The 25431-nt window shown below is 54.4% G+C and carries 27 protein-coding genes; 16 read left to right on the forward strand and 11 right to left on the reverse strand.

All coding sequences use genetic code 11. From position 1 onward, the window contains the following. Window positions 1–81: 81 nt before the first annotated feature. Window positions 82–384: an MliC family protein gene (locus H5P17_RS08725; protein ID WP_044550652.1), complete on the reverse strand. Its 303-nt coding sequence runs from the start codon at window positions 382–384 to the stop codon at window positions 82–84. A 45-nt stretch (window positions 385–429) separates the two neighbouring features. Next, window positions 430–1551, reverse strand: coding sequence for an anhydro-N-acetylmuramic acid kinase (gene anmK / locus H5P17_RS08730; protein ID WP_182822398.1), 1122 nt, complete (start codon window positions 1549–1551; stop codon window positions 430–432). A 369-nt stretch (window positions 1552–1920) separates the two neighbouring features. Here anmK and H5P17_RS08735 point away from each other — a divergent pair, with 369 nt between their 5' ends. After that, complete coding sequence (locus H5P17_RS08735; protein WP_044552917.1) at window positions 1921–2385, forward strand: glycine zipper 2TM domain-containing protein; 465 nt, start codon at window positions 1921–1923, stop codon at window positions 2383–2385. Between the two features lie 86 nt (window positions 2386–2471). Here the strand turns inward: H5P17_RS08735 and slyA are convergent, their stop codons facing one another. Continuing rightward, on the reverse strand, window positions 2472–2906 hold the full coding sequence (gene slyA / locus H5P17_RS08740; protein ID WP_012144945.1) for a transcriptional regulator SlyA: 435 nt from the start codon (window positions 2904–2906) through the stop codon (window positions 2472–2474). Between the two features lie 180 nt (window positions 2907–3086). On the opposite strand from slyA, the gene H5P17_RS08745 reads away from it, so the two are divergent. From H5P17_RS08745 to H5P17_RS08755, 3 genes are read left to right on the forward strand one after another with little or no spacing between them, the layout of a single operon-like run. Beyond that, window positions 3087–3323 carry a DUF1656 domain-containing protein gene (locus tag H5P17_RS08745; RefSeq protein WP_104410897.1) on the forward strand — a complete coding sequence of 79 codons (237 nt, stop codon included), beginning with the start codon at window positions 3087–3089 and terminating at the stop codon, window positions 3321–3323. 3 nt (window positions 3324–3326) lie between these two features. Beyond that, window positions 3327–4184, forward strand: a complete 858-nt coding sequence (locus H5P17_RS08750) for an HlyD family secretion protein (protein WP_044550641.1) — start codon at window positions 3327–3329, stop codon at window positions 4182–4184. 9 nt (window positions 4185–4193) lie between these two features. After that, window positions 4194–6227 (forward strand): FUSC family protein, encoded by a 2034-nt coding sequence (locus H5P17_RS08755; protein ID WP_182822400.1) that lies wholly within the window; start codon window positions 4194–4196, stop codon window positions 6225–6227. Window positions 6228–6233: 6 nt separating this feature from the next. Here H5P17_RS08755 and sodC read toward each other — a convergent pair whose 3' ends face one another. Then, window positions 6234–6758, reverse strand: coding sequence for a superoxide dismutase family protein (gene sodC / locus H5P17_RS08760; RefSeq protein ID WP_044550636.1), 525 nt, complete (start codon window positions 6756–6758; stop codon window positions 6234–6236). A gap of 241 nt (window positions 6759–6999) precedes the next feature. Between sodC and H5P17_RS08765 the strand changes: the two genes are divergently transcribed. Then, window positions 7000–8847, forward strand: coding sequence for a polyurethanase (locus H5P17_RS08765; RefSeq protein ID WP_182822402.1), 1848 nt, complete (start codon window positions 7000–7002; stop codon window positions 8845–8847). A 58-nt stretch (window positions 8848–8905) separates the two neighbouring features. Here the strand turns inward: H5P17_RS08765 and H5P17_RS08770 are convergent, their stop codons facing one another. From H5P17_RS08770 to H5P17_RS08780, 3 genes are all read right to left on the reverse strand, one after another. Then, the gene (locus H5P17_RS08770) at window positions 8906–9802 is read right to left on the reverse strand and encodes an aldo/keto reductase family oxidoreductase (RefSeq protein ID WP_044550631.1); all 897 of its coding nucleotides are present in this window, start codon (window positions 9800–9802) and stop codon (window positions 8906–8908) included. 99 nt (window positions 9803–9901) lie between these two features. Further along, entirely contained in the window at window positions 9902–10141 is a 240-nt protein-coding gene (locus H5P17_RS08775; protein WP_182822404.1) for a DUF1289 domain-containing protein, read from the reverse strand. Window positions 10142–10162: 21 nt separating this feature from the next. Continuing rightward, the gene (locus tag H5P17_RS08780; protein WP_044550627.1) at window positions 10163–11092 is read right to left on the reverse strand and encodes a LysR substrate-binding domain-containing protein; all 930 of its coding nucleotides are present in this window, start codon (window positions 11090–11092) and stop codon (window positions 10163–10165) included. A 141-nt stretch (window positions 11093–11233) separates the two neighbouring features. Between H5P17_RS08780 and H5P17_RS08785 the strand changes: the two genes are divergently transcribed. The 4 genes from H5P17_RS08785 to H5P17_RS08800 all read left to right on the forward strand — a co-directional run bounded on the left by H5P17_RS08785 (window position 11234) and on the right by H5P17_RS08800 (window position 15571). Next, the gene (locus tag H5P17_RS08785; RefSeq protein ID WP_182822406.1) at window positions 11234–11875 is read left to right on the forward strand and encodes an NAD(P)-dependent oxidoreductase; all 642 of its coding nucleotides are present in this window, start codon (window positions 11234–11236) and stop codon (window positions 11873–11875) included. A gap of 149 nt (window positions 11876–12024) precedes the next feature. After that, window positions 12025–13662 carry a phosphoethanolamine transferase EptA gene (eptA, locus tag H5P17_RS08790; protein ID WP_182822409.1) on the forward strand — a complete coding sequence of 546 codons (1638 nt, stop codon included), beginning with the start codon at window positions 12025–12027 and terminating at the stop codon, window positions 13660–13662. A 102-nt stretch (window positions 13663–13764) separates the two neighbouring features. Next, window positions 13765–14385 carry a TetR/AcrR family transcriptional regulator gene (locus H5P17_RS08795; RefSeq protein ID WP_044550621.1) on the forward strand — a complete coding sequence of 207 codons (621 nt, stop codon included), beginning with the start codon at window positions 13765–13767 and terminating at the stop codon, window positions 14383–14385. A gap of 88 nt (window positions 14386–14473) precedes the next feature. Next, window positions 14474–15571, forward strand: coding sequence for an alkene reductase (locus H5P17_RS08800; protein ID WP_044550617.1), 1098 nt, complete (start codon window positions 14474–14476; stop codon window positions 15569–15571). An 80-nt stretch (window positions 15572–15651) separates the two neighbouring features. Here H5P17_RS08800 and idi read toward each other — a convergent pair whose 3' ends face one another. Then, the gene (idi, locus tag H5P17_RS08805) at window positions 15652–16191 is read right to left on the reverse strand and encodes an isopentenyl-diphosphate Delta-isomerase (RefSeq protein WP_044550614.1); all 540 of its coding nucleotides are present in this window, start codon (window positions 16189–16191) and stop codon (window positions 15652–15654) included. A gap of 326 nt (window positions 16192–16517) precedes the next feature. Here idi and gloA point away from each other — a divergent pair, with 326 nt between their 5' ends. Continuing rightward, the gene (gene gloA / locus H5P17_RS08810) at window positions 16518–16925 is read left to right on the forward strand and encodes a lactoylglutathione lyase (RefSeq protein ID WP_041414525.1); all 408 of its coding nucleotides are present in this window, start codon (window positions 16518–16520) and stop codon (window positions 16923–16925) included. 79 nt (window positions 16926–17004) lie between these two features. Continuing rightward, complete coding sequence (gene rnt / locus H5P17_RS08815; protein ID WP_044550607.1) at window positions 17005–17685, forward strand: ribonuclease T; 681 nt, start codon at window positions 17005–17007, stop codon at window positions 17683–17685. Between the two features lie 70 nt (window positions 17686–17755). On the opposite strand, the gene H5P17_RS08820 is transcribed toward rnt, so the two are convergent. Further along, window positions 17756–18103 (reverse strand): Grx4 family monothiol glutaredoxin, encoded by a 348-nt coding sequence (locus H5P17_RS08820; RefSeq protein WP_182822411.1) that lies wholly within the window; start codon window positions 18101–18103, stop codon window positions 17756–17758. Window positions 18104–18518: 415 nt separating this feature from the next. On the opposite strand from H5P17_RS08820, the gene H5P17_RS08825 reads away from it, so the two are divergent. Continuing rightward, a complete protein-coding gene (locus H5P17_RS08825) occupies window positions 18519–19337 on the forward strand; it encodes a C40 family peptidase (RefSeq protein ID WP_182822413.1) in 819 nt (272 codons plus the stop codon). A gap of 193 nt (window positions 19338–19530) precedes the next feature. Next, window positions 19531–20109, forward strand: coding sequence for a superoxide dismutase [Fe] (sodB, locus tag H5P17_RS08830; RefSeq protein WP_182822415.1), 579 nt, complete (start codon window positions 19531–19533; stop codon window positions 20107–20109). Between the two features lie 53 nt (window positions 20110–20162). On the opposite strand, the gene H5P17_RS08835 is transcribed toward sodB, so the two are convergent. Beyond that, entirely contained in the window at window positions 20163–20252 is a 90-nt protein-coding gene (locus tag H5P17_RS08835) for a YnhF family membrane protein (RefSeq protein WP_020826670.1), read from the reverse strand. Window positions 20253–20575: 323 nt separating this feature from the next. Here H5P17_RS08835 and purR point away from each other — a divergent pair, with 323 nt between their 5' ends. Then, window positions 20576–21601, forward strand: coding sequence for an HTH-type transcriptional repressor PurR (gene purR, locus H5P17_RS08840; RefSeq protein ID WP_020826669.1), 1026 nt, complete (start codon window positions 20576–20578; stop codon window positions 21599–21601). A 34-nt stretch (window positions 21602–21635) separates the two neighbouring features. Here purR and punR read toward each other — a convergent pair whose 3' ends face one another. Continuing rightward, window positions 21636–22544, reverse strand: coding sequence for a DNA-binding transcriptional activator PunR (punR, locus tag H5P17_RS08845; RefSeq protein ID WP_182822417.1), 909 nt, complete (start codon window positions 22542–22544; stop codon window positions 21636–21638). Between the two features lie 123 nt (window positions 22545–22667). On the opposite strand from punR, the gene punC reads away from it, so the two are divergent. Both punC and cfa read left to right on the forward strand, forming a co-directional pair. After that, window positions 22668–23879: a purine nucleoside transporter PunC gene (punC, locus tag H5P17_RS08850; RefSeq protein WP_182822418.1), complete on the forward strand. Its 1212-nt coding sequence runs from the start codon at window positions 22668–22670 to the stop codon at window positions 23877–23879. 342 nt (window positions 23880–24221) lie between these two features. After that, the gene (cfa, locus tag H5P17_RS08855) at window positions 24222–25373 is read left to right on the forward strand and encodes a cyclopropane fatty acyl phospholipid synthase (protein ID WP_182822420.1); all 1152 of its coding nucleotides are present in this window, start codon (window positions 24222–24224) and stop codon (window positions 25371–25373) included. The last annotated feature ends 58 nt before the right edge of the window (window positions 25374–25431 follow it).

Below are 25431 nucleotides of genomic sequence, written 5' to 3' on the forward strand. Positions count from 1 at the left end.
GATCAACCAACTGAAAAATCGTGATTCTATTCTGCGCCAGCGGCGTCAGGATCTCAATGATCTGACACCGCAATCGCCGGATCAATTCGCCAGCGTACAGTCGCTCATGATCACTTTGCCATTACGCTCGAGGTAAGCATTTTGGCCTTTCGACCAGAAGGTGTATTTACCGTCGCTGTATTTTGCGCCGGTCATGGCCAGCACCTGTTTCAGTTTCAACTGTTCGCCGTCCATCAGCAGGCTGACGGTGCTCTCCTTGCCGTCCAGCGCCACCGTCAGCGGCGTGGTGCCACACTGATAATGCAGAGTCTGGCTGTTTTGCGGCAGAACATAGCTGCAACCGGCCAACGCCAGCGCACCGGCGGCAATAATGATTTTTTTCATGCTGTTGCTCCTTAGGAAAATCTGTCGATTTCTATCCTAACAGAGCTAACGGCCCCCTAAAGGCAAAACCGGATAAATCCCACCAAGCAGGGTTTCACGACTGGCACCGGTGACCGAAGGCAGGTTGCCGGACTGACCGGACAAGGTGCGAAACGCCAGCCAGGCGAAGGCCAAAGCCTCCATATCGTCACCGCTGATGCCAAAATCGTCGGTCAGGCACACCTCGGTGCCGGGCAGCAGCGCCGACATCCGCGCCATCAGCAACGGGTTACGCGCCCCACCGCCACAGACCAGCAAACGCTCACAACCACCCGCCAACTGAACCTGCTCGCAAATGGTCACCGCCGTCAATTCCGCCAGCGTGGTTTGTACGTCAACCGCCTTGACTGCCGGCAACCCCGAAAGCTGGTTCTCCAGCCAGGCGGCGTTGAAATACTCACGGCCGGTGCTTTTCGGCGCCGGCAGCGCGAAGTAAGGATCCGCCAGCATCTGCTGCAACAATGGCAAACACACACGCCCTTCCATTGCCCAGCCACCGTCTTTATCGTAAGGCTGAGCGTGATGGCGCCAGATCCAGGCATCCATCAGCATATTGCCCGGCCCGGTATCGAAACCGCGCACCGGCGCCCCCGGCAACAGCATCGAAAGATTGGCGATGCCGCCGATGTTCAGCACCATGCGGCGCTCCACCGGATGCGCCAACAATGCCTGATGGAAGGCCGGTACCAGCGGTGCGCCCTGGCCGCCGTAGGCCATATCACGCCGACGGAAATCCCCCACGGTGGTGATGTTGGTCAGCGCCGCAATGCGGTTATTGTCACCCAGTTGCATAGAAAAACGCGCGTCGCCTTCTGGCTCGTGCCATACCGTCTGACCATGGCAACCGATGGCGGTGATATCCTGAGCCGCAACGCCGGTTTGTTTCAGCAGCCCCTGCACCGCCTCGCCGAACAAGGTGCCAAGCTGCGCATCCAGTCGCCCCACCGCAGCAAGCGTGGTTTGCTGCCCCTGGCACATACCGAGAATATCCTGCTTGAGCTGAATCGGCATCGGATGGCTGTAGCTGGCCTGCTGCGCCACCATTCGTCCGTCTATCGCGGCAAGCACCACGTCGACGCCATCCAGACTGGTGCCGGACATAACACCTATATAGCGGCCTGACTTCATAGCAACATCCTTTACCCTGTGCGGGGAAGCAAATTTTTGACCCAACAAATAAACCAGAATTAAAAAATTAACGCCATGAATTCTGATGTTTTTTTTCACCTCTGTGAACGATACGCCTGTTTTTTTGCCTGCTTTCCCGCTGAGCTGTCACCGCTAAACAATCGCTCAACGTGCAACGGAATTTCTCGCGGCGCTGTTATAAAGCTAAACCACCGTTTATTATTGGTTGAACAGCGCAAAGTTAAGCTGCGTGCAGTAGCGGGTCATGGTGATGTACGTGCGTTTGAGCCATACTTTGTCTATCATTTTCATTGAATCTGGCCTGGTAAGGTTCCCCAGGTTATGGACTACTATCAACAGGAGTTTTATATGATCAAGCGTCTTCTCGTCGTTGCCATCGCCGCAGTTACGCTGGCAGGGTGCGCCAATGATTCCATGTCCGGCGACGTTTATTCCGCTTCACAGGCCAAGCAGGTTCAAACCGTGACTTACGGCACGCTGGTTTCTGTTCGCCCGGTCAAAATCCAGGGCAGTGAAACGTCGAATACCATTGGTGCCATTGGTGGGGCGGTACTGGGTGGCTTCCTCGGTAACACCGTTGGCGGCGGTACCGGTCGCAGTCTGGCAACCGCAGCTGGCGCAGTAGCCGGTGGTGTGGCGGGTAACAGCATCGGCGAAGCCGCCGGCCGTACCTCAGGCTACGAGCTGGAAATCAAAACCGACCAGAAAGAGAACATCGTGGTGGTTCAGAAGGCAGGCGCAACCAAGTTCAGCCCAGGCCAGCGCGTTCGTATGGCTCGCACCGGCGACACCATTACCGTATCGCCACTGTAAGCGCTACGCGTAGGGTAAAACCGGAGGCTTTAGGCCTCCGGTTTCATTTCCGATGCTGTGAAATCTAATCGAATAAAAAGAAATTCTTATTGTTTGTTTTGCAGTTCAGTGATGTTTTGTTCAAGCTTGCCAATCAAACCAACCAACAGTTGTACTTCATCAGTAGTAATACCGCTCAAAATCTCGCCCCGCGTAGAGCTGATGACGCTGTCCACTTCCCGGATAATGGGATCGGCCGCTTCAGTCAGTTTGATACGCTTTGCACGCCGGTCATTGGCGCAGGTATGGCGAGTAATCAACCCCTTCTCTTCCAGTTGGTCCAACGTGCGAACCAATGACGGTTGCTCAATGCCGATCGCTTTAGCCAGTTGGATCTGCGACTGTTCCGGCGGCAAACGATTGATACTGTGCAAGGTCACCCAGTGCGTTTGCGTGAGCGCCAGCGGCTTGAGCCGATGATCGATGAGCGCGCGCCATACACGAACTAATCGTGCTAAATCTGAACCTAATGTTGACTCCACTTACCCCTCCTTATAATTAGCATGCTAACATACCCTCCCAGAGCTTAGACTATTTTGAGTAACTCACATTAAAAACACAAATGTATATAATGTATATTGTGGAAATAGCCACCATTTTGATCAGTTATTGTTTATTCTCTATGCAACCGCTCAACATATTCACTCACTGGGATTGTTAATGTGAATACTTCATGGCTTCATGCCTCGTCCCCGCTACCCGATTTGGTGCTGGGCGCCTCGCTTTATTTTCCGCCCCTATTTAAGGCTGTTTTGCTCGGCCTGATTTTATGGCTACTGGTACACCACCTGTTGCGTGACTGGATTTATTCCGGCGAAATTTGGCATCCCATGCTGATGGATTTGTCTATTTTCGTCATCGCCGTCAGCGGCTCCCTGTGGCTTTTAGCAAGTTGGTAACTGATGACGCATAAAACATTAAAATATTTTTCTACGGTAATCGTCTGCGCCATTGCCATCTGTGCCGGTTGGTGGTTATGGAATTACTATATGCAATCCCCCTGGACCCGCGATGGAAAGGTGCGCGCCGAACTCGTCAATATCACACCAGAAGTTTCTGGAAGATTAGAGAAAATAACCGTTCATGACAATCAGTTCATACCTGCGGGAAGTCTGATTTTTACGATCGACCCGGTGCCATACCAGATTGCGCTCGACAATGCTGAGGCCGCGTTGGCAAAAGCGCAGTCTGACCTGGCCAAGGCCGATCATGAGGCGGCTCGGCGCCGTGGTCTGCCGCAAAATGTTATTTCAGCGGAAGATATGGACGAATCGAATTTAGCGGCACAGGCAATGAAAGCCGCGTATAAAGCCGCGCAAGCTAATCTGGAACAGGCAAAATGGAATTTAAGTAAAACTAAAATTTATGCCCCTACCGATGGCTATATCACCAATTTACAAACGCGCGTGGGTAACTACGCCAGCGTTGGCTCACCGCTGGTTGCGCTGGTTGATGTGCACTCGTTTTATGTGCTCGGTTATTTTGAAGAAACCAAGCTAAAACATATAAAAGAAGGCAATAAAGCGGACATCGTTTTATATAATGGCAACACTCCGCTTCAGGGCGAAGTTGAGAGCATCGGCCGCGCCATTTACGATCAAAGCGTCGAAAGCAGCAGCGATTTATTAATGGACGTAAAACCCAACGTGCCCTGGGTTCGTTTGGCACAACGCGTGCCGGTACGGATAAAATTGCTGAATGTCCCGGCTGATTTACCCTTGGTCGCGGGCACCACCTGCACCATCTCGATTCATCAGTAAGGCTAACGTGTGAACCTGCCTTTTTTGGAATGGAAACGCACCCCTTGGGGAAAAGCCACCGGCGGACAATGGCGTTATGCACTGCGCAATTCGCTGGCGATGTGCCTGTCGCTTTGGGTCGCGTTCGTTCTCAATCTTGACGAGCCTTACTGGGCGCTGACATCGGCTGCGGTCGTCAGCTTCCCCACCGTCGGCGGCGTGATCAGCAAAAGCATCGGCCGGGTTTTCGGCAGCCTGGTCGGCGCGGCGGCATCGGTGGCCATCGCCGGGCACTGCCTGAACGATCCCTGGCTGTTCACGCTGTTTATCGCCGCCTGGATCGGCCTGTGCACTTACATTTCAAACCACTATCAGAACAACGTTTCCTACGCCTTTGCGCTGGCGGGCTACACCGCTGCCATCATCGCCTTCAGCACCGTCAACGTGACGGACACTCAACAGATCTTTGATATTGCCCAGGCGCGCGTTTGTGAGGTCATCACCGGTATTCTGTGCGGCGGTTTGATGATGATGATCCTGCCCAGCACCTCTGACGGCGAAGCCTTGTTAACCTCGTTGCGGCGCATGCACCTGCGATTATTGGAACATGCCGCGATGCTTTGGCAGCCGGAAATCACCGTGCAGATGCGTACCTCGCACGAAGGGGTTATCGGCCAAATCCTGACCATGAACCTGCTGCGTATTCAGGCCTTCTGGAGCCACTACCGACTGCGTCGACAGAATAATCTGCTTAACTATATGCTGCACCAGCAGCTACGTATCACCAGCGTGATCTCCAGCCTGCGCCGCATGCTGCTGAACTGGCCGGACCGCCCGGCCAACCTGGCCAGCGTGATGGATCAACTGCTGACCGAACTGCGTAACCCCGAGACTGACAAGTACCGTTTGGCGCGTCTTTTGCAGCAAATCGCGCCGCAAGATCCTGCTGATTACCGCCATCGCGCCTTCTGGCTGCGTCTGCGCCATTTCTGCTGGCTGTATCTGGGCGCCAGTCGCTGGTTGCAGCGCCTGGAAAGCGCCACGCCGGTCAGCAATATCCAGCCGCCCCGAGCGACCTCTTTGGCTCGCCACACCGACAGCTACGAAGCAGCCTATAACGGCCTGCGCACCTTTTTATGCATTGTCATCGGTTGTGCTTACTGGATTAACACCCAATGGGACGCAGGCAGCTCGGCCCTGACGCTGATCGCCATCAGTTGCGTACTCTACTCTTCCACGCCGTCCCCCATCAACAGCATCACCACCCTGCTGAAAGCGGTGCTTTTGCTGTCGATAGCCTGCTTTGTGGTGAAATTTGGCCTGATGATTCAAATTGATGATTTTTGGCTGTTCTGCGCCTTTCTGTTCCCGGTGCTGGTGACAATGCAGATGTTCAAGCTGCAACACCCCTCCTACGCAGCACTCTGGGGCCAACTGATCGTATTTATGGGCTCTTTTCTCTCCGTTACCAATCCACCGAGCTACGATTACCAGTCCTTTATCAATGACAGCATCGGCAAAATTGTCGGGGTATTGCTGGCGGGCCTGGCATTCCAGATCCTGCGGCCCAGCTCGGACAAGCGCAAAAGCCGGCGCATTATCCGCGCTCTGCGGCGCGACTTTATCGATCAGCTAAGCAAAAAGCCGCAGCAAAGCGAGAGCCAGTTTGAATCGTTGATTTACCACCGCATCAGCCAACTGAATCAAAGTCAGGATCAAGAAGCACGCAGCTGGTTATTGCGCTGGGGCGTGGTGCTGCTCAATTGTAGCCATATCGTTTGGCAACTGCGTGACTGGCAAACCCGGTCCGATCCACTCTCTGCGGTGCGAGACGTCTGTATTCACTGCCTGCGGGGTATCATGACGGAGAAAGGCGTGCAGCACCGTTCGCTGGACGCCAGCCTGCTAGAACTGCAGCGAATGAGCAATACGCTAGCGCACCACCCTGAACAGGCGGCGCGCGATCTGGCAGGTTTGATTTGGCGGCTTTACTGTTCGCTGCAACAGCTACAGCAGGCGATTGCCCCTGTTGATAGCGCAGCGGCGACATCCCCCGCCCGCTAACTGATGTTATGACTTAATCACGCCGCAGGCGAAGCGTTCGCCTCCGCCACCCAGGGGTTTGGGATGATCGGAGTGATTATCGCCACCGGCGTGCACCATCAGTGCCTTGCCGCTGATTTCACTGATTTTCTTCAGCCGAGGCGCCAGTACCGGATAGCTGGCCATGCCGTCGTCGGTCACGTAAATGGCCGGCAAATCGCCCAAATGGCCGTCGGCATACGGTCCAAGGTGCTTACCGGTTTTTTGCGGGTCAAGATGTCCGCCGGCCGCCAACGCCGCGACGGCCTTGCCGTCCTTCATGCCTGGTTCGCAGCTGCCGTTCTCATGAACGTGAAAGCCGTGCACACCGGCCGGTAAGGCTTTAAGTTGCGGTGTAAACAACAACCCATAAGGGGTTTCGCTGATCGTCACCTTGCCAATATCCTGACCAATTCCCTGTCCGGTCACCAGATTCATGTCAACATCCACGGTTGCCGCCTGAGCGACTCCGCAGGCCATCAGACCGAAGGCCGCATACCAATAATGTTTCATCAATCAATCTCCTTGAAGTCTCTGTGAGTGTTCAAGTATAGGGGAATGTGCGGCGTCACCGCTCAAAACACACACAATTTTGTCGATCAAATTCGCATTCTCAATAATTAGTACTAATAATAATTCTACCGATGTCAGTCCTCTGACCAGCTGGCATTTGGCGTATTCTGTTCACCTACACTCGCTGCAACAGCTACCCAAAGATTAACCCGGCAATGCAGCAAATTCATAAGGAACTGATATGGGAATCTTTAATTATCAAGGTCTCGATGAGGCGAAATCCAAAACGTTATTTACCGACGCCATGGCGATTTCCACCTACGCCTATCACAATATCGATAATGGTTTTGACGAGGGCTATCACAGCTCCGGTTTTGGCCTGGGCTTGCCCTTCACGCTGGTGACCGCGCTGATAGGCAGCACGCAATCGCAGGGTGGCCTACCCGGTATTCCCTGGAATCCCGACTCGGAACAAGCGGCGCTGGCAGCGGTAAATAACGCCGGCTGGTCATTGATAAGCGTAGACCAACTAGGCTATCAGGGCAAAACGGATGCCCGCGGCACTTATTACGGTGAAACCTTGGGCTACACCACGGCACAGGCCGAAGTGCTGGGAAAATACGACAGCGAGGGTAACCTCACCGGCATCGGCATTGCTTTTCGCGGCACCAGCGGCCCGCGCGAATCTCTGATCACCGATACCATCGGCGATTTGGTCAATGACCTGCTGGCCGGTTTCGGCCCGAATGGCTATGCCGATAACTACAGTCTGAAAGCCTTCGGCACCCTGCTGGGGGATGTGGCCAAATTCGCCCAGGCGCACGGGCTGAGCGGGGATGACATTACCATCAGTGGTCACAGCCTCGGCGGCCTGGCCGTGAACAGCATGGCGGCGCTCAGCGACGGCAATTGGGGGGGCTTCTACGCGCAGTCCAACTATGTCGCCTTCGCCTCACCTACCCAATACGAAACCGGCGGCAAAGTGACTAACGTCGGTTACGAAAATGACCCGGTATTCCGCGCGCTGGACGGTACAACGCGCACCTCTGCAACGCTGGGCGTACATGACGCACCGCAAGACTCCGCCACCAACAACATCGTTAATTTCAACGACCACTATGCCTCCGCCGCCTGGAATATTCTGCCCTTCTCGATCCTCAATATTCCAACCTGGTTATCTCACCTGCCGTTCTTTTATCAGGACGGGTTGATGCGGGTATTGAATTCAGAGTTCTACTCGCTGACCAGCAAAGACTCGACGGTGATCGTTTCCAACCTTTCTGACGTCACCCGCGGCAATACCTGGGTGGAAGACCTCAACCGCAACGCCGAGCAACACAGCGGCCCAACCTTTATTGTCGGCAGCGACGGCAATGACCTTATCAAGGGCGGCACTGGAAATGATTATCTCGAGGGCCGTGCCGGCAATGACACATTCCGTGACGATGGCGGTTTTAATATTATTTCCGGCGGTGAAGGCCATAACACCCTGGATTTGCAGCATGCATTGAAAAACACCGAGGTCGCGTACGACGGCAATACGCTCTATTTGCGCGATGCTGACGGTGGCATCACCCTGGCTAACTCGATCGGCACGCTGAAAAGCAAAGAGTCGTCACTGTTGATTTTCACCAAAGAGGTTGATCACCAGGTGACCGACAACGGCTTGCTTTCCACCAAGGGGCTGACCGCCTATGCCAGTTCGGCAAACGGCACCGCGGCCGATGACGTTCTGACTGCTAAAGAGTCTGGCTCCTGGCTCTTCGGTCTGGAGGGAAATGACCAGCTGTTTGGCGGCAAAGGCAATGACGTGTTCGTCGGCGGTGCGGGTAACGATGTCATGCACAGCCAGGGTGGCAGCAATACCTTCCTGTTCAGCGGCGACTTCGGTCAGGATCTGATTTACGGTTATCAGGCGCAGGATAAGCTGGTGTTTATCGGTACCGAAGGCAGCAGCTCGGGCGGTAATTATCGCGATTTTGTTTCCGAGGTGAACGACAACCTGGTGTTTAACTTTGGCGGCAGTACGGTCACTTTAGTCGGGATCGGATTCGATAGTCTGTCGGACGGCCAAGTGGTACTGGCCTGAACACTGTGGCATTAACGTTAAAAACGGGCGGCCGAGGCTGCCCGTTTTATCGTGCCGCTTAAGGTACGTCGTAACCCAGCGCCGCTTTGCGGATGCGGAACCACTGTTGACGATCCAGCGTCAATTGCTGCGCCTTCAGCGCCGAACGAACGCGTTCAATCTTGCCGGAGCCGATAATCGGCAACGGTGCCGACGGCAGGCGCATCACCCAGGCGTAGACCACCTGTTCGATAGTATCGGCCCCTATTTCCTGCGCCACCGCCTGCAACTCATCGCGCAGCGGCTGGAACTCGGCGTCGCTGAACAGACGTCCGCCCCCCAGACAAGACCAGGCCATCGGCTTGATGCGCAACTGCTGGCACTGATCCAGCGATCCATCCAGGATACTCGGCTGGTGAATCGGTGAAATCTCCAGTTGATTGGTCACCAGCGAGAATGGCAGCCGCGATTGCAGCAACGTAAATTGCGCCGGTGTGAAGTTGGAAACACCGAAGTGGCGCACTTTGCCACTTTGGTGCAGAGACACAAAGGCCTCGGCGACCTCATCGGCATCCATCAGCGGATCCGGGCGGTGGATCAACAACAGGTCAAGATAGTCGGTATGAAGATGTGCCAACGAACGTTCCGCGCTGTAAACGATATGTTCGCGGTCGGTGATGTAATGGCCGATGGCGTTGCCCGGTTTGGCCGTAGTGGCGATACCGCATTTGGACACCAGCTCCATCGACTGGCGCAATGACGGCTTCAAACGCATCGCTTCGCCAAAAGCCTGTTCGCAGGCATAGCCGCCGTAAATATCCGCGTGATCGGCAGTGGTCACGCCCAGCTCGATATGCTGCTCAATGAACGCCAACAGCTGTTGTGGCGACATGCCCCACTCCATCAAACGCCAGTATCCGCAAATCATGCGGGAAAATTCAGGCCCCTGCGGCGCAAGTTGAATACGGTTTACCATTATTGAAACCTCATGACAGTGTTTGATGCCAGCATACACAAGCGGATAACGACGTGGAAAGGGGAAAGCCGCGCTAACGTGCGGCGGATCGGCTACCGGTCAAAATAGCGACGGCTGTTCGGGTTGTGATTCTTCAGGCTGTTTATTGGCTCGCTGCAGACGCAGGAAGCGTTGGTGGCACAGACGCAATACGTCCCGCTTTTGCGCATCGCTCATTTGCATCCAGCCAAAACGTTCCTCGCGGCTGCGCAGGCAGCCACGGCAAAAACCTCGGTCGTCGGCCTGACAGATGCCACGACAGGGGCTGGGGATGTCAAAAAACTCAAGCTGCTGCGGCACGCGTCCTCCTGCTGTCTCTTGCTAATTGAAGACGCCATTGGCGCCGCTGGCAAGTGACTTTTCGGTATGACGCCGAAAATAGTCGCGTAAGTAACGTAGCGCCTGACGATTTTTCTCCGGCATTGCCCGTTCGAGCGTCATCGCATGCAGCCGCGACGCTACCGGGCGCCATTCTGGCATCAGTTGAATCAGCTCGCCGCGTTGCAGTTCATCTTCAATTTCGTATAAAGGCTGACTCGAGATCCCCAGACCGCTGCGGGTAAACGCGCGTATTACGGTCATGTTGTCGCTGACGATTTGCCCTTCCGACAGACGCAATTTAAGCTGCTGGCCGCTCTGGTGGTGCAGCTCCAGATGCGCGCCGCTGAAAACCCCCGAGATCCACCGGTGTTGCACCAGGTCTTGCGGTGTCTCCGGCACACCATGCTGGCTGAGATAGCGAGGAGCGGCACACAGCACCATTGGCCACTCGGCCAGCGGGTGGGCGATCATATTGGCATCCGCCAGTTGGCGATTCACCCGCAGTGCGATATCGATACGCTGATCGATCATATCGACGATCCGGTCGTCTGCCAGCACCTTCAGCGTCAGTTTGGGATGAGCCTGCAACAGCGGCGCCAGCGCCTCCGCCAACGGGCGACCACCGATACCTATGGTCGTCGCGATGCGCAGTTCCCCCACCAGCGTATCGCGCAGTTCCGCCAGACGCTGTTCCGCTTGTTGCGCCTGAAACAGCATGGCTTCACAACCGGGATAGAAAGCCGCACCCGCCTCGGTGAGGGCCAGTCGCCGCGTGGACCGATGCAACAACGGCACCCCCAGCGCTTTCTCCAGCGACCGCATATGCTGACTGACCGCCGACGGCGTCATGCCCAGCCGCCGGGCGGCACCGGCCAGCGAACCTTCCGCCACTACGGTGGCAAATACCGCCATTCGATTCAATTTATCCATGATTATGAAGTTTTACTTAATCAAGAAAGCATGAATATGGCACTAATCAGCTCGATTGTTAAGTACTACAGTGTATATAGCCGCTCAGGTCAGACTGAGCAGAGAGATAACATTGAATCCCTTCCTGACAGGAGCAAACAGATGAAAGTAGCCATTATTGGAGCAACAGGTTTTGTAGGCCGCCGCGTGCTGGACGAAGCGCTGGCGCGTGGACTGCAAGTCACGGCGATTGCCCGCCAGCAAAAAGACCTGCCGGAGAACGCCAACCTGAGCATAGCGTTGGGCGACGTCGCCGATACCGAATGGCTGGCGAAACAGCTGACCGGGCAGGACGCGGTGATCAGCGCCTATAACCCAGGCTGGGCGGAAGATAACCTCTACGAAAAAACCAGCCGGGGCGCACAGCAAATCCTGGACGCGGTTAAAAAAGCCGGTGTTAAACGCCTGTTGGTGGTGGGAGGTGCCGGCAGTCTGGAGGTCGCGCCGGGCGTTGAATTGGTGGACACGCCGGAATTCCCGGAAAATATCCGTCCAGGCGCTCGGGCAGTGCGTGATTTACGCAACAAACTGCGCAACGAGTCGTCCCTCGACTGGACCTATTTGTCGCCAGCCGCCCTGCTGGAACCCGGCAAACGCACCGGACAGTTCCGCCTCGGCACCACCCAGCTGTTGATGAACGGCCAGGCGCCAGCCGGTATCTCGGTGGAAGATCTGTCGGTCGCCATCATCGACGAAATTGAAAAGCCGCAGTTTATCAAAGCGCAATTTACCGCCGCTTACTGATCGCATCGCCAGACCGACCCCCGGTCTGGCGACCCTATTTCTAAACCAAAACTGAACGACTCCGCCACCATTCTGAATCTCTAAGGTTTTCTTAAGTTTCATCCTGTAAATTTCAGCGCATTACTTAATAGCAGGACTTAGATTTGGCAATGTGGTTACGTCAACGCTTACAGTGCAACAGCCTAGGTTTTATCCTCGCCAGCGCCTTGTTCTTCACTCTGTTCCAGAACGCGTTATTCCTTCATAAGGCCTGGTCGTATATCAGCTTCGATAACGTCCACAGCGTTATTTTCGCCGCCACCATGCCGGTCGTGATTTTTTGCGCGTTGAATATCATCTTCAGCGTGCTGACCGTGCCCTTCCTGCGCAAACCGCTGATGATTTTCTTCCTGCTCGGCAGCGCGGCCGCCAACTACTTTATGTTCAGCTATGGCGTGGTCATCGACGGCAACATGATGCAGAACGCCTTCGAGACCAACCCGCAGGAGGCCACGGCACTGCTGACACCTCGCATGGGGCTGTGGCTGGTGTTGCTCGGTATTGTTCCGGCGGTGGTGGTCTGCTTCACCGAGATCCGGAAAACCCGCCCCTGGTGGTACATGGCCGGGCTGCGAGCCGCCAACGTGATGCTTTCCGTGGTGGTGATCCTGATTATCGCCGCGCTGTTTTATAAGGACTACGCTTCGCTGATCCGCAATAACAAAAGCGTAGTGAAAATGCTGACGCCTTCTAACTTTGTCGCCGGCACCATCAAGTTTACCCAGCAACGGTACTTCACCCGTAACCTGCCGCTGGTGAAAATCGGTGAAGATGCTCGCAAAGGACCGCTGATAGCCTCACAGCAAAAGAAAACACTGGTGATCCTGGTGGTGGGCGAAACGGCGCGCGCCGAGAATTTCTCGCTCGGAGGCTATGGCCGCGAAACCAACCCGCGCCTGAAACAAGACAATGTGACCTACTTTAAAAACGCCAGCTCCTGTGGCACCGAAACCGCCATATCCGTCCCCTGCATGTTCTCCAACATGCCGCGCAAGGATTACGATGCGACTCTGGCTACGCATCAGGAAGGCGTACTAGACGTACTGGCCCATGCCGGTGTTAACGTGCTGTGGCGTGAAAATGACGGTGGCTGCAAAGGTGCCTGCGATCGCGTACCGCACGTAGACATGACCAAGCTGAAACTGCCGCAGGATTGCGACGGCGATGTGTGCATGGATAATGTGTTGCTGTACAAGCTGAACGACTACATCAACAGCCTGAAAGACGACGGCGTGATCGTACTGCATCAGATGGGCAGCCACGGGCCGGCCTATTACCGCCGCAGTACGCCAGAGTTCCAGAAGTTCTCGCCGACCTGCGACAGCAATCAGATCCAGGATTGCACCCACGAGCAGTTGGTCAATACCTATGACAACTCTCTGCTGTATACCGATGCCATGCTCGACGACACCATCAAGCTGCTGCGGCAGTACAGCGACAAGTTCAACACGGCGCTGGTGTACCTTTCCGACCACGGCGAATCATTGGGTGAAAACGGCATGTACCTGCACGGCACGCCCTATGTCTTCGCCCCAAGCCAGCAGACCCACGTGCCCTTCCTGATGTGGATGTCTGCGGACTATGAGCGCAACTTCAAAGTTGATCGCCAGTGCCTGAACACCCTGGCGGAAAAAGACGAGGTGTCGCAGGACAACCTGTTCCATACCATGCTCGGTATGTTGAACGTGCAAACTCGCGAGTATCAGCCGCAGTTGGACATCCTGCAACGCTGCCGCAGCGGGGCATAAAGACTTAACTTCTTCACCCTGCTCGGGCAAAATACCCTTCATCGCAACCGGCGTCCTAACGCCGGTTTTTTATTGCTCTTGACCTAGACCGATCGGTCTATTATGCTGACAACCATTATGACTAAACATGCGCATTGCCCGACAGACACTCGTGAACATTTGCTCGCCACCGGCGAGACGCTCAGCCTGCGCCTTGGTTTTACCGGGATGGGCTTAAGCGAGCTGTTGAATACGGCCGGGGTGCCGAAAGGCTCGTTCTACCACTACTTCCGTTCGAAGGAAGCCTTTGGAGAAGCGATGCTGCAGCGTTATTTCGAGCATTACGATGCGGAAATGAAACAGCTGTTTGCCGACGATAAGAGCGATGCGCGTCACCAATTGCTGAGCTATTACGCCCAGGCAATCAGCTACCACTGTCGTAGCGAATGCCACAATGCCTGCCTGGCAGTGAAGCTTTCCGCCGAGGTGAGTGATTTGTCAGAGCCGATGCGGCATGCGTTGGAAACCGGAACCGCAAGGGTGATTGCTCACCTGCAGGATGCGATTGAACGCGGTATCCGTGAAGGCGCCCTGTCGATTGCCATGAGCCCGGCAGCAACGGCAGAAACGCTGTATTCGCTGTGGCTTGGCGCTTCGCTGCGTGCCAAAATCCGCCGTTCGGTCGCTCCGTTGACCAGCGCGCTGGAAAGTATTGAATTGCTGTTGCGTCCACCGCAACCTTAAACGAAACACCCTGATTTTATCGAAACTTGCCCTGTGGGGCGGTTTTATCTCATTACTAGTCGACCGGTCTATTAATATAGGATGCACTATGAAGATTGAAAAGCTGTTCTCCCCGTTGAAGGTTGGCGCTGTCACCCTGCCAAACCGCGTGTTTATGGCCCCACTGACGAGGCTGCGCAGCATTGAGCCCGGCGATATCCCTACTCCGTTAATGGGCGAATATTATGCTCAGCGCGCCAGTGCCGGCCTGATCGTCACTGAAGCCACTCAGATTTCTTTCCAGGCGAAAGGCTATGCCGGCGCTCCGGGGCTGCACACCCCAGAGCAGATCGCCGCGTGGAAAAAAATCACCCAGGCGGTACACGATAAGAATGGCCATATCGCCGTTCAACTGTGGCACGTGGGCCGTATTTCCCACAACAGCCTGCAACCGGGCCAGCAGGCACCGGTCGCCCCTTCTGCGATCAATGCCGACACCCGCACCACAGTACGTGACGAAACCGGTGCCTGGGTACGAGTGCCGACCTCTACCCCACGAGCGCTGGAAACCGAAGAGATCCCGGGGATCATTAATGATTTCCGTCAGGCCACCGCCAACGCGCGTGAAGCCGGCTTTGATTTTATCGAACTGCACGCGGCGCACGGCTATCTGCTGCACCAGTTTATGTCGCCGGCGTCTAACCAACGTACCGACCAATACGGCGGCAGCATCGAAAACCGCACTCGCCTGACTTTGGAAGTGGTTGACGCAAGCATCGCCGAATGGGGTTCAGAACACATTGGCATCCGTATTTCACCGCTGGGTCCGTTCAACGGCCTGGATAACGGGGAAGATCAGGAAGAAGCGGCGCTGTATCTGGTAGAAGAGCTGAACAAGCGCAATATCGCTTTCCTGCACATTTCCGAGCCCGACTGGGCCGGCGGCAAGCCTTATTCTGACGCCTTCCGTGACTCGGTACGCGCCCACTTTAAAGGCGTCATCGTCGGCGCCGGCGCTTATACCGCCGAGAAAGCAGAAGAGCTGATCAACAAAGGCTTTATCGATGCGGTGGCCTTCGGTCGCAGCTATATCGCCAACCCGGATCTGGTAGAGCGCTTGAAGCAGAATGCTGCGCTAAACGAACCTCAGCCAGAAACCTTCTATGGCGGCGGCGCTGAGGGTTATACCGACTACCCGACGCTGTAAGAATGCGACAAACAAAATAAGAAAGCCCGCCGGTATGCGAATGCCGGCGGGCTTTTGTCGTTTATCGGTTCGGAAGCAATTTAACGGGAGACCAACTGTCTCCAACGGTCAATCTCAGCGGCGTCAATATTATTCATTATGCTGCGAAACCAAACGGTAAATTTATCAGGGTCATTTTTTAGCTCCTGGGTTAATTGCCGAATATCGACCCACAACCAGCTGTGGGCTTCTTCAGGATCCTCTTGCGGTTCACCGTCAAACAAGCCCACGTAAATATGATCAAATTCGTGCTCAATTAAATCGCCTGGCACTTCCGCGCGGTAGGTAAAACTCGATACCTTCAGTAGCTCAGTGCAAAAGCCCATCTCTTCCTGCAACCGCCGCTGTGCGGCCGCCTGCGTCGCTTCCCCCCAGCGCGGGTGACCACAGCACGTGTTGGTCCACAACCCGGCAGAATGGTATTTACCGAAAGCTCGCTGTTGCAGTAGCAGTCGGCCCTGGCCGTCAAAAATAAAAATTGAAAACGCCCGGTGCAGTAATCCCTGCTGGTGAACCAGCGTTTTGGTTTGTGACCCCACGGAATTATCTTCGGCATCCACCAGAATCAGCATTTCATCCATTGATGATCTCCTTCGGCAGTAGCCATCATTCCGCACGGGAAAAAACAAAAAAACATATTAACCAGATCCAAATGTATAAATTGAGGCAATCCACCCTGAGTCTGGATCGCTATCCGACCCTGCTGTTCCTTGCGGGGGGTATAGTACCTATTTCCATCAACCATAGGGCACATACTGTGCGATTGCCATTAATAATGGTGACAATGTCACTCTAACTCTGCCGCTCCCGCCCCGCCATACATTGAAATCCCTTATGCGGCAACGCTATACTGAATTTCGCTTCAATCCATCCGCCATTGGCAACGGCACATCCAATCAGAGGAATTATGCGCTTACTCCATACCATGATCCGCGTCGGTGACCTGCAACGTTCCATCGACTTTTATACCAAGGTATTAGGCATGCGCTTGCTGCGTACCAGCGAGAACCCGGAATACAAATACTCGCTGGCGTTTGTGGGCTATACCGATGAAAGCGAAGGTGCGGTGATTGAACTGACCTATAACTGGGGCACCGACAGCTACGAAATGGGCAGCGCGTTTGGCCATTTGGCGCTGGGCGTCGACGATGTCGCCGCAACCTGTGACAGCATCCGCAACGCCGGCGGCAAGGTTACTCGCGAAGCCGGCCCGGTAAAAGGCGGCACCACGGTGATCGCCTTCGTTGAAGACCCGGACGGTTACAAGATCGAACTGATCGAGAACAAACATGCCGGGCATGGTCTGGGCCACTGAGGTCGATTAAGGGCGCTTCCTGCGCCCTTATTTTTATCTGCGTGATAACCGCCTGCAACCGGGCGCAAAATTTGCCATAATGCGCGCTGCATTCGATGAAGATAAGAAACTGATGGCCGAAAAAAGTGATCTTAACGCCCTGAGTGGCCGTTTTCGTGGGTTTTACCCCGTAGTCATAGATATAGAAACTGCCGGATTTAATGCCAAAACCGACGCGCTGCTGGAGATTGCCGCCGTTACGTTAAAAATGGATGAAAACGGCTGGTTGCAGCAGGACGAGACCCTGCACTTCCACGTGGAGCCTTTTGAAGGTGCCAACCTGCAGCCGGAGGCGCTGGCCTTTAACGGCATCGACCCAAGTAACCCATTACGCGGTGCGGTCAGTGAGCACGATGCGTTGCACGCTATTTTTAAAGCCGTGCGCAAGGGCATCAAGGATCGTGGCTGCAACCGGGCAATCATTGTGGCGCACAATGCCAATTTTGATCACAGCTTCCTGATGGCGGCCGCAGAGCGCGCCAGCCTGAAACGCAACCCGTTCCATCCCTTCGCCACCTTTGACACCGCGGCGTTGAGCGGGCTGGTGCTGGGGCAAACGGTGCTGGCCAAAGCCTGCATCGCCGCCGATATCCCGTTCGACAGTTCCCAGGCGCACTCTGCCCTGTATGACACCGAGCAAACCGCTTTGCTGTTCTGCGAGCTGGTCAACCGTTGGAAACGCCTGGGTGGCTGGCCACTGGCGGTCGAAAACACCGACTAAGACAAAAAAATCGGGCGGCCCAGTCTTCACTGGTGCCGCCCGATGGAACCCAACAATAAAACCGAGCCGATTATGGCTGCTGGTCTTCCTGCTGTTTGTACTTCTCTGCCGTTTCTTTGATCAGCTGCTGCAGTTCGCCGCGCTGATACATTTCGATGATGATATCGCAGCCGCCTACCAGCTCACCGTCGACCCACAGCTGTGGGAAGGTCGGCCAGTTGGCGTATTTAGGCAACTCGGAACGGATGTCCGGGTTCTGCAGAATATCAACGTAGGCAAAGCGTTCGCCACAGGCAGACAGCGCCTGCACGGCTTGCGCAGAGAAACCGCAGTTTGGCAATTTCGGTGAACCCTTCATGTACAACAGAATCGGGTTCTCAGCGATCTGGTGCTGAATTTTTTCAATCGTCGTCGTCATTGTATTGCTTCCTCAAGCCAAGTCTTATGGCTACAACATGCATCACACCGGCCATTGTAGCGGCTGGAACAGTCGCAAGAAAACGCCATCTTTTGCAAGGGCATTTCCCCGTAGTCAGTCGCGTCTTACCGGCAAAGCCTTTCCGGTCAAAACATATGCGCAGAATAACATTTTTAATCTGGCCATTTCACTAATATATTTTGTCATCAAAATGCGCCGCTAAATAATCCCGTCGACGGTGATTGTCGTTTTTTTATACATCAACGGTTTGATTTTTCGGCAAAAAAAATGCCATTAACGTTTTCTCACAATATGGATTATCATTTATGAGTTCTTCGCTGTTTTATATGGCGAAATTCGGGAATACTGTCCTTCTTTCGATATCTGTTCCGGGGCCAAGGTTGGTAACGTCGACATGCGTTTAATTCTTACGCTTTTTGTGCTGTTGTTTACGCAGCTATTCTTCAATCTGGCGCATGCTGCGCCGCAGGCGCGTATTGCCGCCGAGCAACGCAAAAGCCATGTCAACGAAGCCCGGCCCGATGACCGCAAGAAAAAGAAAGCGGTAAAAGCCAGCAAAAAAGCCAAAACCACCACCCCGCAGAAAACCGCTAAGCTTTCCAAAGCCAAAACGGAGAAAACCGCTAAAAAGATCGTCAGCGCCAAATCGAAAGGCAAAACTCAGAAAATAGCCAAAATCAAAGTTACCCCGCCGAAGAAGGGTTACAAAAAAGGCTATGGTCGCCACCGCGAAGCCGGTATGGCTACTGCGAAGTTGGTGCGTGATGATAAACCCTTGAAGCTGACTCCAGCGCACAAAAAACGCTACCAGCATGCCAAGCAAACCGCGATGGCCAAGCTGATGGACCAAATGGGCAAGCCTTACCGTTGGGGCGGTACTTCACCAAGAACCGGCTTCGACTGCAGCGGCCTGATTTACTACGCGTATAAAGACGTGGTGAAAATCAAAATGCCGCGCACCGCCAACGAGATGTACCACCTGCGCGACGCCGCGCCGATCAAGAGAAGCGAGCTGGAAAGCGGTGACCTGGTGTTCTTCCGCATTAATAACCGCGGCGTAGCAGACCATGTTGGCGTTTATCTGGGCAACGGCAAATTCATTCAGTCACCGCGTACCGGTGAAGAAATTCGGATCAGCCAGCTCGACAATGACTACTGGCAAAACCATTACATCGGCGCTCGCCGTGTAGTAACACCGAAAACCATTCGATAATTTCTTTGGCGGCTGGCTTGCCCAGCCGCTCTCCCCTGACTGATTTTCCTGCTGTCCCTAAAGCACCCAATCCTTTAGCCCGCCCCACTGTATTTCATCGCGAAAATTGCTAAGCTAAATATCCACAATAAAAACAGGCCAATTGCGTTTCCGTTGCTCTGACGGAAAATTGGCACTGTACAAGGAGGAAGCAATGTCGTTTGAACTGCCCGCACTACCTTATGAAAAAAACGCCCTCGAACCGCACATTTCGGCAGAAACCCTGGAATACCACTATGGCAAGCATCACAACGCCTACGTGGTCAACCTGAACAATCTGCTGAAAGGCAGCGAGTTTGCAGGCTCCTCCCTTGAAGCTATCATCAAGGCTTCCAGCGGCGGCATCTTCAACAATGCGGCCCAGGTATGGAATCACACCTTCTATTGGCACTGCCTGTCACCTCAGGGCGGCGGAGAGCCCCAGGGCAAACTGGCCGCGGCGATCAATCAGGCTTTTGGTTCTTTTACCGCCTTCCGGGAACAATTCAGCGACGCCGCGGTGAAAAACTTCGGCGCAGGCTGGACCTGGTTAGTGAAAAAACCGGATGGCTCGCTGGCGATTGTTAATACCTCGAACGCGGCCACGCCGCTGACCGGTGAAGACAAACCGCTGCTGACCGTCGACATTTGGGAACACGCCTACTACATCGATTATCGCAACGCACGACCGGCCTACCTGGAAAACTTCTGGGCGCTGGTTAACTGGACATTTGTGGAGGAAAATCTGGCGTAAAGCGGGGAAATACAACCAGGCGTAGCGAACTGCGCCTGGTTGACTGAAGAGTATCAGTTCAATGCAGCGGTGAAGCTAAAAGCGATAATCACAGCCAGCGCACCCAGGGTGGTGAACAGTGACATTTTCAAATCGGTATCCATTACAACTCCTTTTCAGATTGGGTTTCCCAAGGGTAAAAGGCACACAATTAATGTGTTAAACCATTTTCCCACAGTTGGCCGATAAAATCTTGTTATCATTTCCCAGTTTATAATACCGATTACCTCTTCCCCTTTTGCTCAATATGGGACAAAATTCGCAGTTCACAACTGTGTACCGGCAAAATGCCCCTCCTGACCAAGCGCTGACGACTTCAACACACTAAAAACTCAGTTTTCGCTTCTTTGGAGAAGGATCTACGCAGGCAAACGATTAACATCACACTTACATACTGCAACATGTGAGTTCAGGAGTCATTCTTTACATGGCAACGATTAAAGATGTGGCCAAACGCGCTGGCGTTTCCACCACCACCGTTTCGCACGTCATCAATAAGACTCGTTTCGTCGCCGAAGAGACAAAAGCGGCCGTTGGCGCCGCGATCAAAGAGCTGCACTATTCACCCAGCGCCGTGGCGCGCAGCCTCAAGGTCAACCACACCAAATCTATTGGTCTGCTGGCCACGTCGAGCGAAGCACCTTACTTTGCCGAAGTGATCGAGGCGGTGGAAAACAGCTGCTACAGCAAAGGCTATACGCTGATCCTGTGCAACTCGCATAACAATCTGGACAAACAACGCGCCTATCTGGCGATGTTGGCGCAAAAGCGCGTCGATGGTCTGTTAGTCATGTGTTCGGAATACCCGGACCAACTGCTCGGCATGCTGGAAGATTATCGCAATATCCCGATGGTCGTCATGGATTGGGGCGCTGCACGCGGTGACTTTACCGACACCATTATCGATAACGCCTTCGAAGGCGGCTATCTGGCCGGGCGCTACCTGATTGAACGCGGCCACCGCGATATCGGAGCCATTCCGGGCCAGCTGGCACGCAATACCGGCGGCGGCCGCCATCAGGGCTTTTTAAAAGCCATGGAAGAAGCCAATATCGACGTGCGCGAAGAGTGGATTGTTCAGGGCGACTTTGAGCCGGAATCCGGTTACAAGGCCATGCATCAGATACTGTCGCAGAAGCAACGCCCTACCGCGGTATTCTGCGGTGGCGATATCATGGCCATGGGGGCGATCTGCGCCGCCGATGAACTTGGGCTGCGCGTGCCGCAGGACATTTCGGTGATTGGCTACGATAACGTACGAAATGCCCGCTACTTCACCCCGGCACTGACCACGATCCATCAGCCCAAAGAACGTCTGGGTGAGATGGCGTTCACCATGCTGCTGGATCGCATTATCAGCAAACGTGAAGAGTCGCAGGTCATTGAGGTTCATCCCAAGCTGGTCGAGCGCCGTTCGGTCGCTGACGGCCCGTTCATCGATTATCGCCGCTAATTATCTGCGCCGGAAACCCTCGCGGTTTCCGGCGTCATTCTTCGCTTAGCCACTCCTGATTCAAGGTTTCACTGTCTCCCAGATAATCCAGTAACCAGGCCATCGCCGGTGACGGCGTATTTTGCTGCCAGGTCAGGCAACAAGGGCTGGCGGGAAATGGCTGTTGCAACTGTAGCGCCACCAGTTCCCCGCGCTGCACCAAAGGCAATACCCGATGCGCGGGCATCATGCCAACGCACAACCCGGCACACAGGCAATCTATCGCAGAGGCCCAGTCCGGCACCACCAGGCGTCGCTGGTTGTCCAACGTCCAGGTCACGCGTTTGGGCAGGTTGCGCGAAGTATCTTCCAGGCACAGCGACGGAAAAGGCCGGAGTTGATCGTCGTTCAACAGCCCTTCTATCGCGGCCAGAGGATGTTGTGGACTGGCCACGCACAGCCAGCACATATCCCCCATATCGCGAAAGGCGAAACCGCCGCCCACGGGCACCGCCCTTGTGGCACCGATCGCCATATCGGCACGACCGTCCACCAGCGCATCCCACACGCCATTAAACACCTCCGGCTGAACCAGCAGTTCGACGTCGGGGAAATGGCGGTAAAAATCCAGCACCAATTGGCGGCTACGCTGGGGTTTAACGATGATATCTACCGCAATTTTCAACTGGCCCCGCCAGCCGTTAGCCACCTGCTGGCACTGTCGTCGCGTGTCGAGCATTTTTTTGATGACACCACGCGCTTCCTGAATAAACAGCACGCCCGCCGGTGTCAGTTCCACGTCACGATGACGACGCTCAAACAGCGGCACCGCCAGCCATTGCTCCAGCTGCCGCACCGTGTAACTTACCGCCGACGGCACCCGATGCAGTTCCTGCGCCGCAGCGCTGAAACTGCCGGTACGGGCCACCGCATCGACGACATCCAGGGAATATTCAGACCACATAGTTTTGCCTTCAATTTTTTTAACAGCACCTCGCAAATATTACCGTTTCACAAGCAGAGATCCAGCCGGATACACTTGCCGGCGCTAAAAACCTGCGACAATAAAATATTAACGAGAAATACCATGCGAAATTCCTTTGGTTTTATGTTCTACCTTGCCGGCCTGAGCATGCTGGGTTACCTGGCCACCGACATGTACCTGCCCGCCTTTGGCATGATGCAGCAAGACCTGCAGATTTCCGCCGGGGCCATCAGCGCCAGCCTGAGTATCTTCCTGGCCGGGTTTGCCTTTGCACAACTGCTGTGGGGCCCGCTTTCCGATCGCCTAGGCCGTAAACCGGTGTTGCTGATCGGCCTGGCGCTGTTTGCCCTCGGCTGCCTCGGCATGCTGTGGGTACAAAATGCCGTGCAACTTTGGTCGCTGCGCTTTATCCAGGCGATTGGGGTTTGTTCCGCCGCCGTTACCTGGCAGGCGTTGGTGATTGACCGCTATCGCGAAGGCAAGGCTAACCGAGTGTTCGCCACCATTATGCCGCTGGTGGCTCTTTCACCGGCGCTGGCGCCATTGGTGGGTGCCTGGTTGCTGAACCACATGGGCTGGCGCGCCATTTTTGCCGTGTTGCTGGGCATCACCGTGATCCTGTTGCTGCCGACGCTGATGCTGAAAGAAAGCGCCAAAACCGTGCCTTCCACCGACAATAAGAAGAGCGCGCTCAGCTTCATGCAACTGCTGAAATCTCGCATTTTCAGCGGCAACGTCATGATCTTTGCCGCCTGTTCTGCCGGTTTCTTCGCCTGGCTGACCGGTTCGCCGTTTATTCTTGGCGAGATGGGCTACAGCCCGAATGATATCGGCCTTAGCTATGTGCCGCAGACTCTGGCTTTCTTATTGGGAGGCTATGGTTGCCGTACCGCGTTAAACCGCATGAATGGCAACACCTTGTTGCCCTGGCTGCTGGTAGTTTATGGCATCAGTATGGTTGCATTATATCTGGTTGCCACGTTAACTCAGCCCACGCTTACTACGTTGTTAATTCCGTTCTGCGTGATGGCGTTGGTCAACGGAGCCATTTACCCTATCGTGGTAGCCAATGCGTTGACCCCGTTCCCGGAGGGCACCGGTAAAGCTGCCGCCTTGCAAAACACGCTGCAGTTAGGCCTGTGTTTTGTCGCCAGCATGCTGGTTTCGGCCTTTATTGCTCAGCCTCTGTTGGCAACGGTCACGGTGATGGTTTCGACGGTGGTACTGGCCGCGTTGGGCTATTTGATGCAACGGAGAAAGGTGATGGACGATCGGCAGGCGACGCGCCAGGAGCATGCTAACTCCGCGTCATAATTACCAGGATTAATAATCACTTAAAGAATATTTTTGCCGAGTGCGATTTACAGTTGAGTAAGCGCCTCGGCAAGCCTATACTCAAAAACGACCTTTAAAAATAACACTTTTATAATTTCTTTATCACTAGCAACTGTTGTGTACGCGTATGGCGTCACACTTTTTTAAGGATTGTCTTTCCCGCGTTTCTTGCGCAGGAACCTTCTTAAAATTTTCCTCTGTTCATAGTCGGATATCAGACGCCACGGGATTTTTTACCGTAGGTAAACGTATGCACCCGCAGAATAGGTCTAAGCTATTTTTTTGACGGGTCATAAGTCAGAAGAAGGTGATGGAGAAGCTATGAGTTCATCGTGTATAGAAGATGTGAGCATCCAGGACAACCAATGGTACCGTATCGCTCATGAAATGCTCAGCATGGCCGGTATTGAAATAAACGGCTCGCGCCCTTTCGATATTCAGGTTAAAAATCCTAATTTTTTTAAACGCGTGCTGCAGGAAGGTTCTCTCGGCCTGGGCGAAAGTTATATGGACGGCTGGTGGGAATGCGAACGGCTGGATATATTCTTTCATCACGTGGTCCGCGCCGGTCTGGAAAAGAAACTGCCCCGCCATCTCAAAGATACCCTGCGTATTGCCGCCGCGCGATTAACTAATCTGCAATCGAAGAAACGCGCCTGGATTGTCGGCAAAGAACATTACGATCTGGGGAACGATCTCTTTACCCTGATGCTGGATCCTTATATGCAATATTCCTGCGCCTACTGGAAAGAGGCGACCACGCTGGAAGAAGCGCAGGAAGCCAAATTGCAGATGATTTGCGAAAAACTGCAGCTGCAGCCAGGCATGAGTTTGCTGGATATCGGCTGCGGCTGGGGCGGTCTTTCTGCCTATGCGGCTAAAAACTATGGCGTTTCGGTGGTTGGCGTCACCATTTCCGCCGAGCAGCAAAAGCTGGCGCAAGAGCGCTGTGCCGGACTGGACGTAGAGATCCTGCTGCAGGATTACCGAGATTTGCATCTGCAGTTTGACCGCGTTGTTTCCGTCGGCATGTTTGAGCACGTCGGCCCGAAAAATTACCGCACCTACTTCAACGTGGTGGAACGTAATTTAAAACCGGACGGCCTTTTCCTGCTACACACCATTGGCTCGAATCGGACAGATATGAATGTTGACCCGTGGATCAACAAATATATCTTCCCGAATGGCTGCCTGCCGTCGGTTACTCATATTGCCCAGGCCAGCGAAGGGCATTTCGTGATGGAAGATTGGCACAATATTGGCGCTGATTACGATCGCACCCTGATGGCGTGGTACGAAAGATTCAAACAGGCTTGGCCGCAGTTGGCCCAGCGTTATTCGGATCGTTTCGAGCGCATGTTCAGTTATTACCTGAACGCCTGCGCCGGAGCATTTCGTGCCCGTGACATTCAACTTTGGCAGGTCGTCTTCAGCCCGAAAGGCGTAGAAGGCGGTATCCGCGTGACGCGCTAAATACGCACAATAAAAAACCCCGGCCAATTAACCGGGGTTATTCTTATACATGACCTGC

This window comes from Serratia sp. OS31 (assembly GCF_014164835.1).
Classification (GTDB): Bacteria; Pseudomonadota; Gammaproteobacteria; order Enterobacterales; family Enterobacteriaceae; genus Serratia; species Serratia liquefaciens_A.

Coding starts and splice junctions, on each gene's coding strand:
- H5P17_RS08725 (WP_044550652.1), bottom strand. CDS start 384: ATGAAAAAAATCATTATTGCCGCCGGTGCGCTGGCGTTGGCCGGTTGC.
- anmK (WP_182822398.1), bottom strand. CDS start 1,551: ATGAAGTCAGGCCGCTATATAGGTGTTATGTCCGGCACCAGTCTGGAT.
- H5P17_RS08735 (WP_044552917.1), top strand. CDS start 1,921: ATGATCAAGCGTCTTCTCGTCGTTGCCATCGCCGCAGTTACGCTGGCA.
- H5P17_RS08750 (WP_044550641.1), top strand. CDS start 3,327: ATGACGCATAAAACATTAAAATATTTTTCTACGGTAATCGTCTGCGCC.
- sodC (WP_044550636.1), bottom strand. CDS start 6,758: ATGAAACATTATTGGTATGCGGCCTTCGGTCTGATGGCCTGCGGAGTC.
- H5P17_RS08765 (WP_182822402.1), top strand. CDS start 7,000: ATGGGAATCTTTAATTATCAAGGTCTCGATGAGGCGAAATCCAAAACG.
- H5P17_RS08770 (WP_044550631.1), bottom strand. CDS start 9,802: ATGGTAAACCGTATTCAACTTGCGCCGCAGGGGCCTGAATTTTCCCGC.
- H5P17_RS08780 (WP_044550627.1), bottom strand. CDS start 11,092: ATGGATAAATTGAATCGAATGGCGGTATTTGCCACCGTAGTGGCGGAA.
- H5P17_RS08785 (WP_182822406.1), top strand. CDS start 11,234: ATGAAAGTAGCCATTATTGGAGCAACAGGTTTTGTAGGCCGCCGCGTG.
- eptA (WP_182822409.1), top strand. CDS start 12,025: ATGTGGTTACGTCAACGCTTACAGTGCAACAGCCTAGGTTTTATCCTC.
- H5P17_RS08795 (WP_044550621.1), top strand. CDS start 13,765: ATGCTGACAACCATTATGACTAAACATGCGCATTGCCCGACAGACACT.
- H5P17_RS08800 (WP_044550617.1), top strand. CDS start 14,474: ATGAAGATTGAAAAGCTGTTCTCCCCGTTGAAGGTTGGCGCTGTCACC.
- idi (WP_044550614.1), bottom strand. CDS start 16,191: ATGGATGAAATGCTGATTCTGGTGGATGCCGAAGATAATTCCGTGGGG.
- gloA (WP_041414525.1), top strand. CDS start 16,518: ATGCGCTTACTCCATACCATGATCCGCGTCGGTGACCTGCAACGTTCC.
- rnt (WP_044550607.1), top strand. CDS start 17,005: ATGCGCGCTGCATTCGATGAAGATAAGAAACTGATGGCCGAAAAAAGT.
- H5P17_RS08820 (WP_182822411.1), bottom strand. CDS start 18,103: ATGACGACGACGATTGAAAAAATTCAGCACCAGATCGCTGAGAACCCG.
- H5P17_RS08825 (WP_182822413.1), top strand. CDS start 18,519: ATGCGTTTAATTCTTACGCTTTTTGTGCTGTTGTTTACGCAGCTATTC.
- sodB (WP_182822415.1), top strand. CDS start 19,531: ATGTCGTTTGAACTGCCCGCACTACCTTATGAAAAAAACGCCCTCGAA.
- H5P17_RS08835 (WP_020826670.1), bottom strand. CDS start 20,252: ATGGATACCGATTTGAAAATGTCACTGTTCACCACCCTGGGTGCGCTG.
- purR (WP_020826669.1), top strand. CDS start 20,576: ATGGCAACGATTAAAGATGTGGCCAAACGCGCTGGCGTTTCCACCACC.
- punR (WP_182822417.1), bottom strand. CDS start 22,544: ATGTGGTCTGAATATTCCCTGGATGTCGTCGATGCGGTGGCCCGTACC.
- punC (WP_182822418.1), top strand. CDS start 22,668: ATGCGAAATTCCTTTGGTTTTATGTTCTACCTTGCCGGCCTGAGCATG.
- cfa (WP_182822420.1), top strand. CDS start 24,222: ATGAGTTCATCGTGTATAGAAGATGTGAGCATCCAGGACAACCAATGG.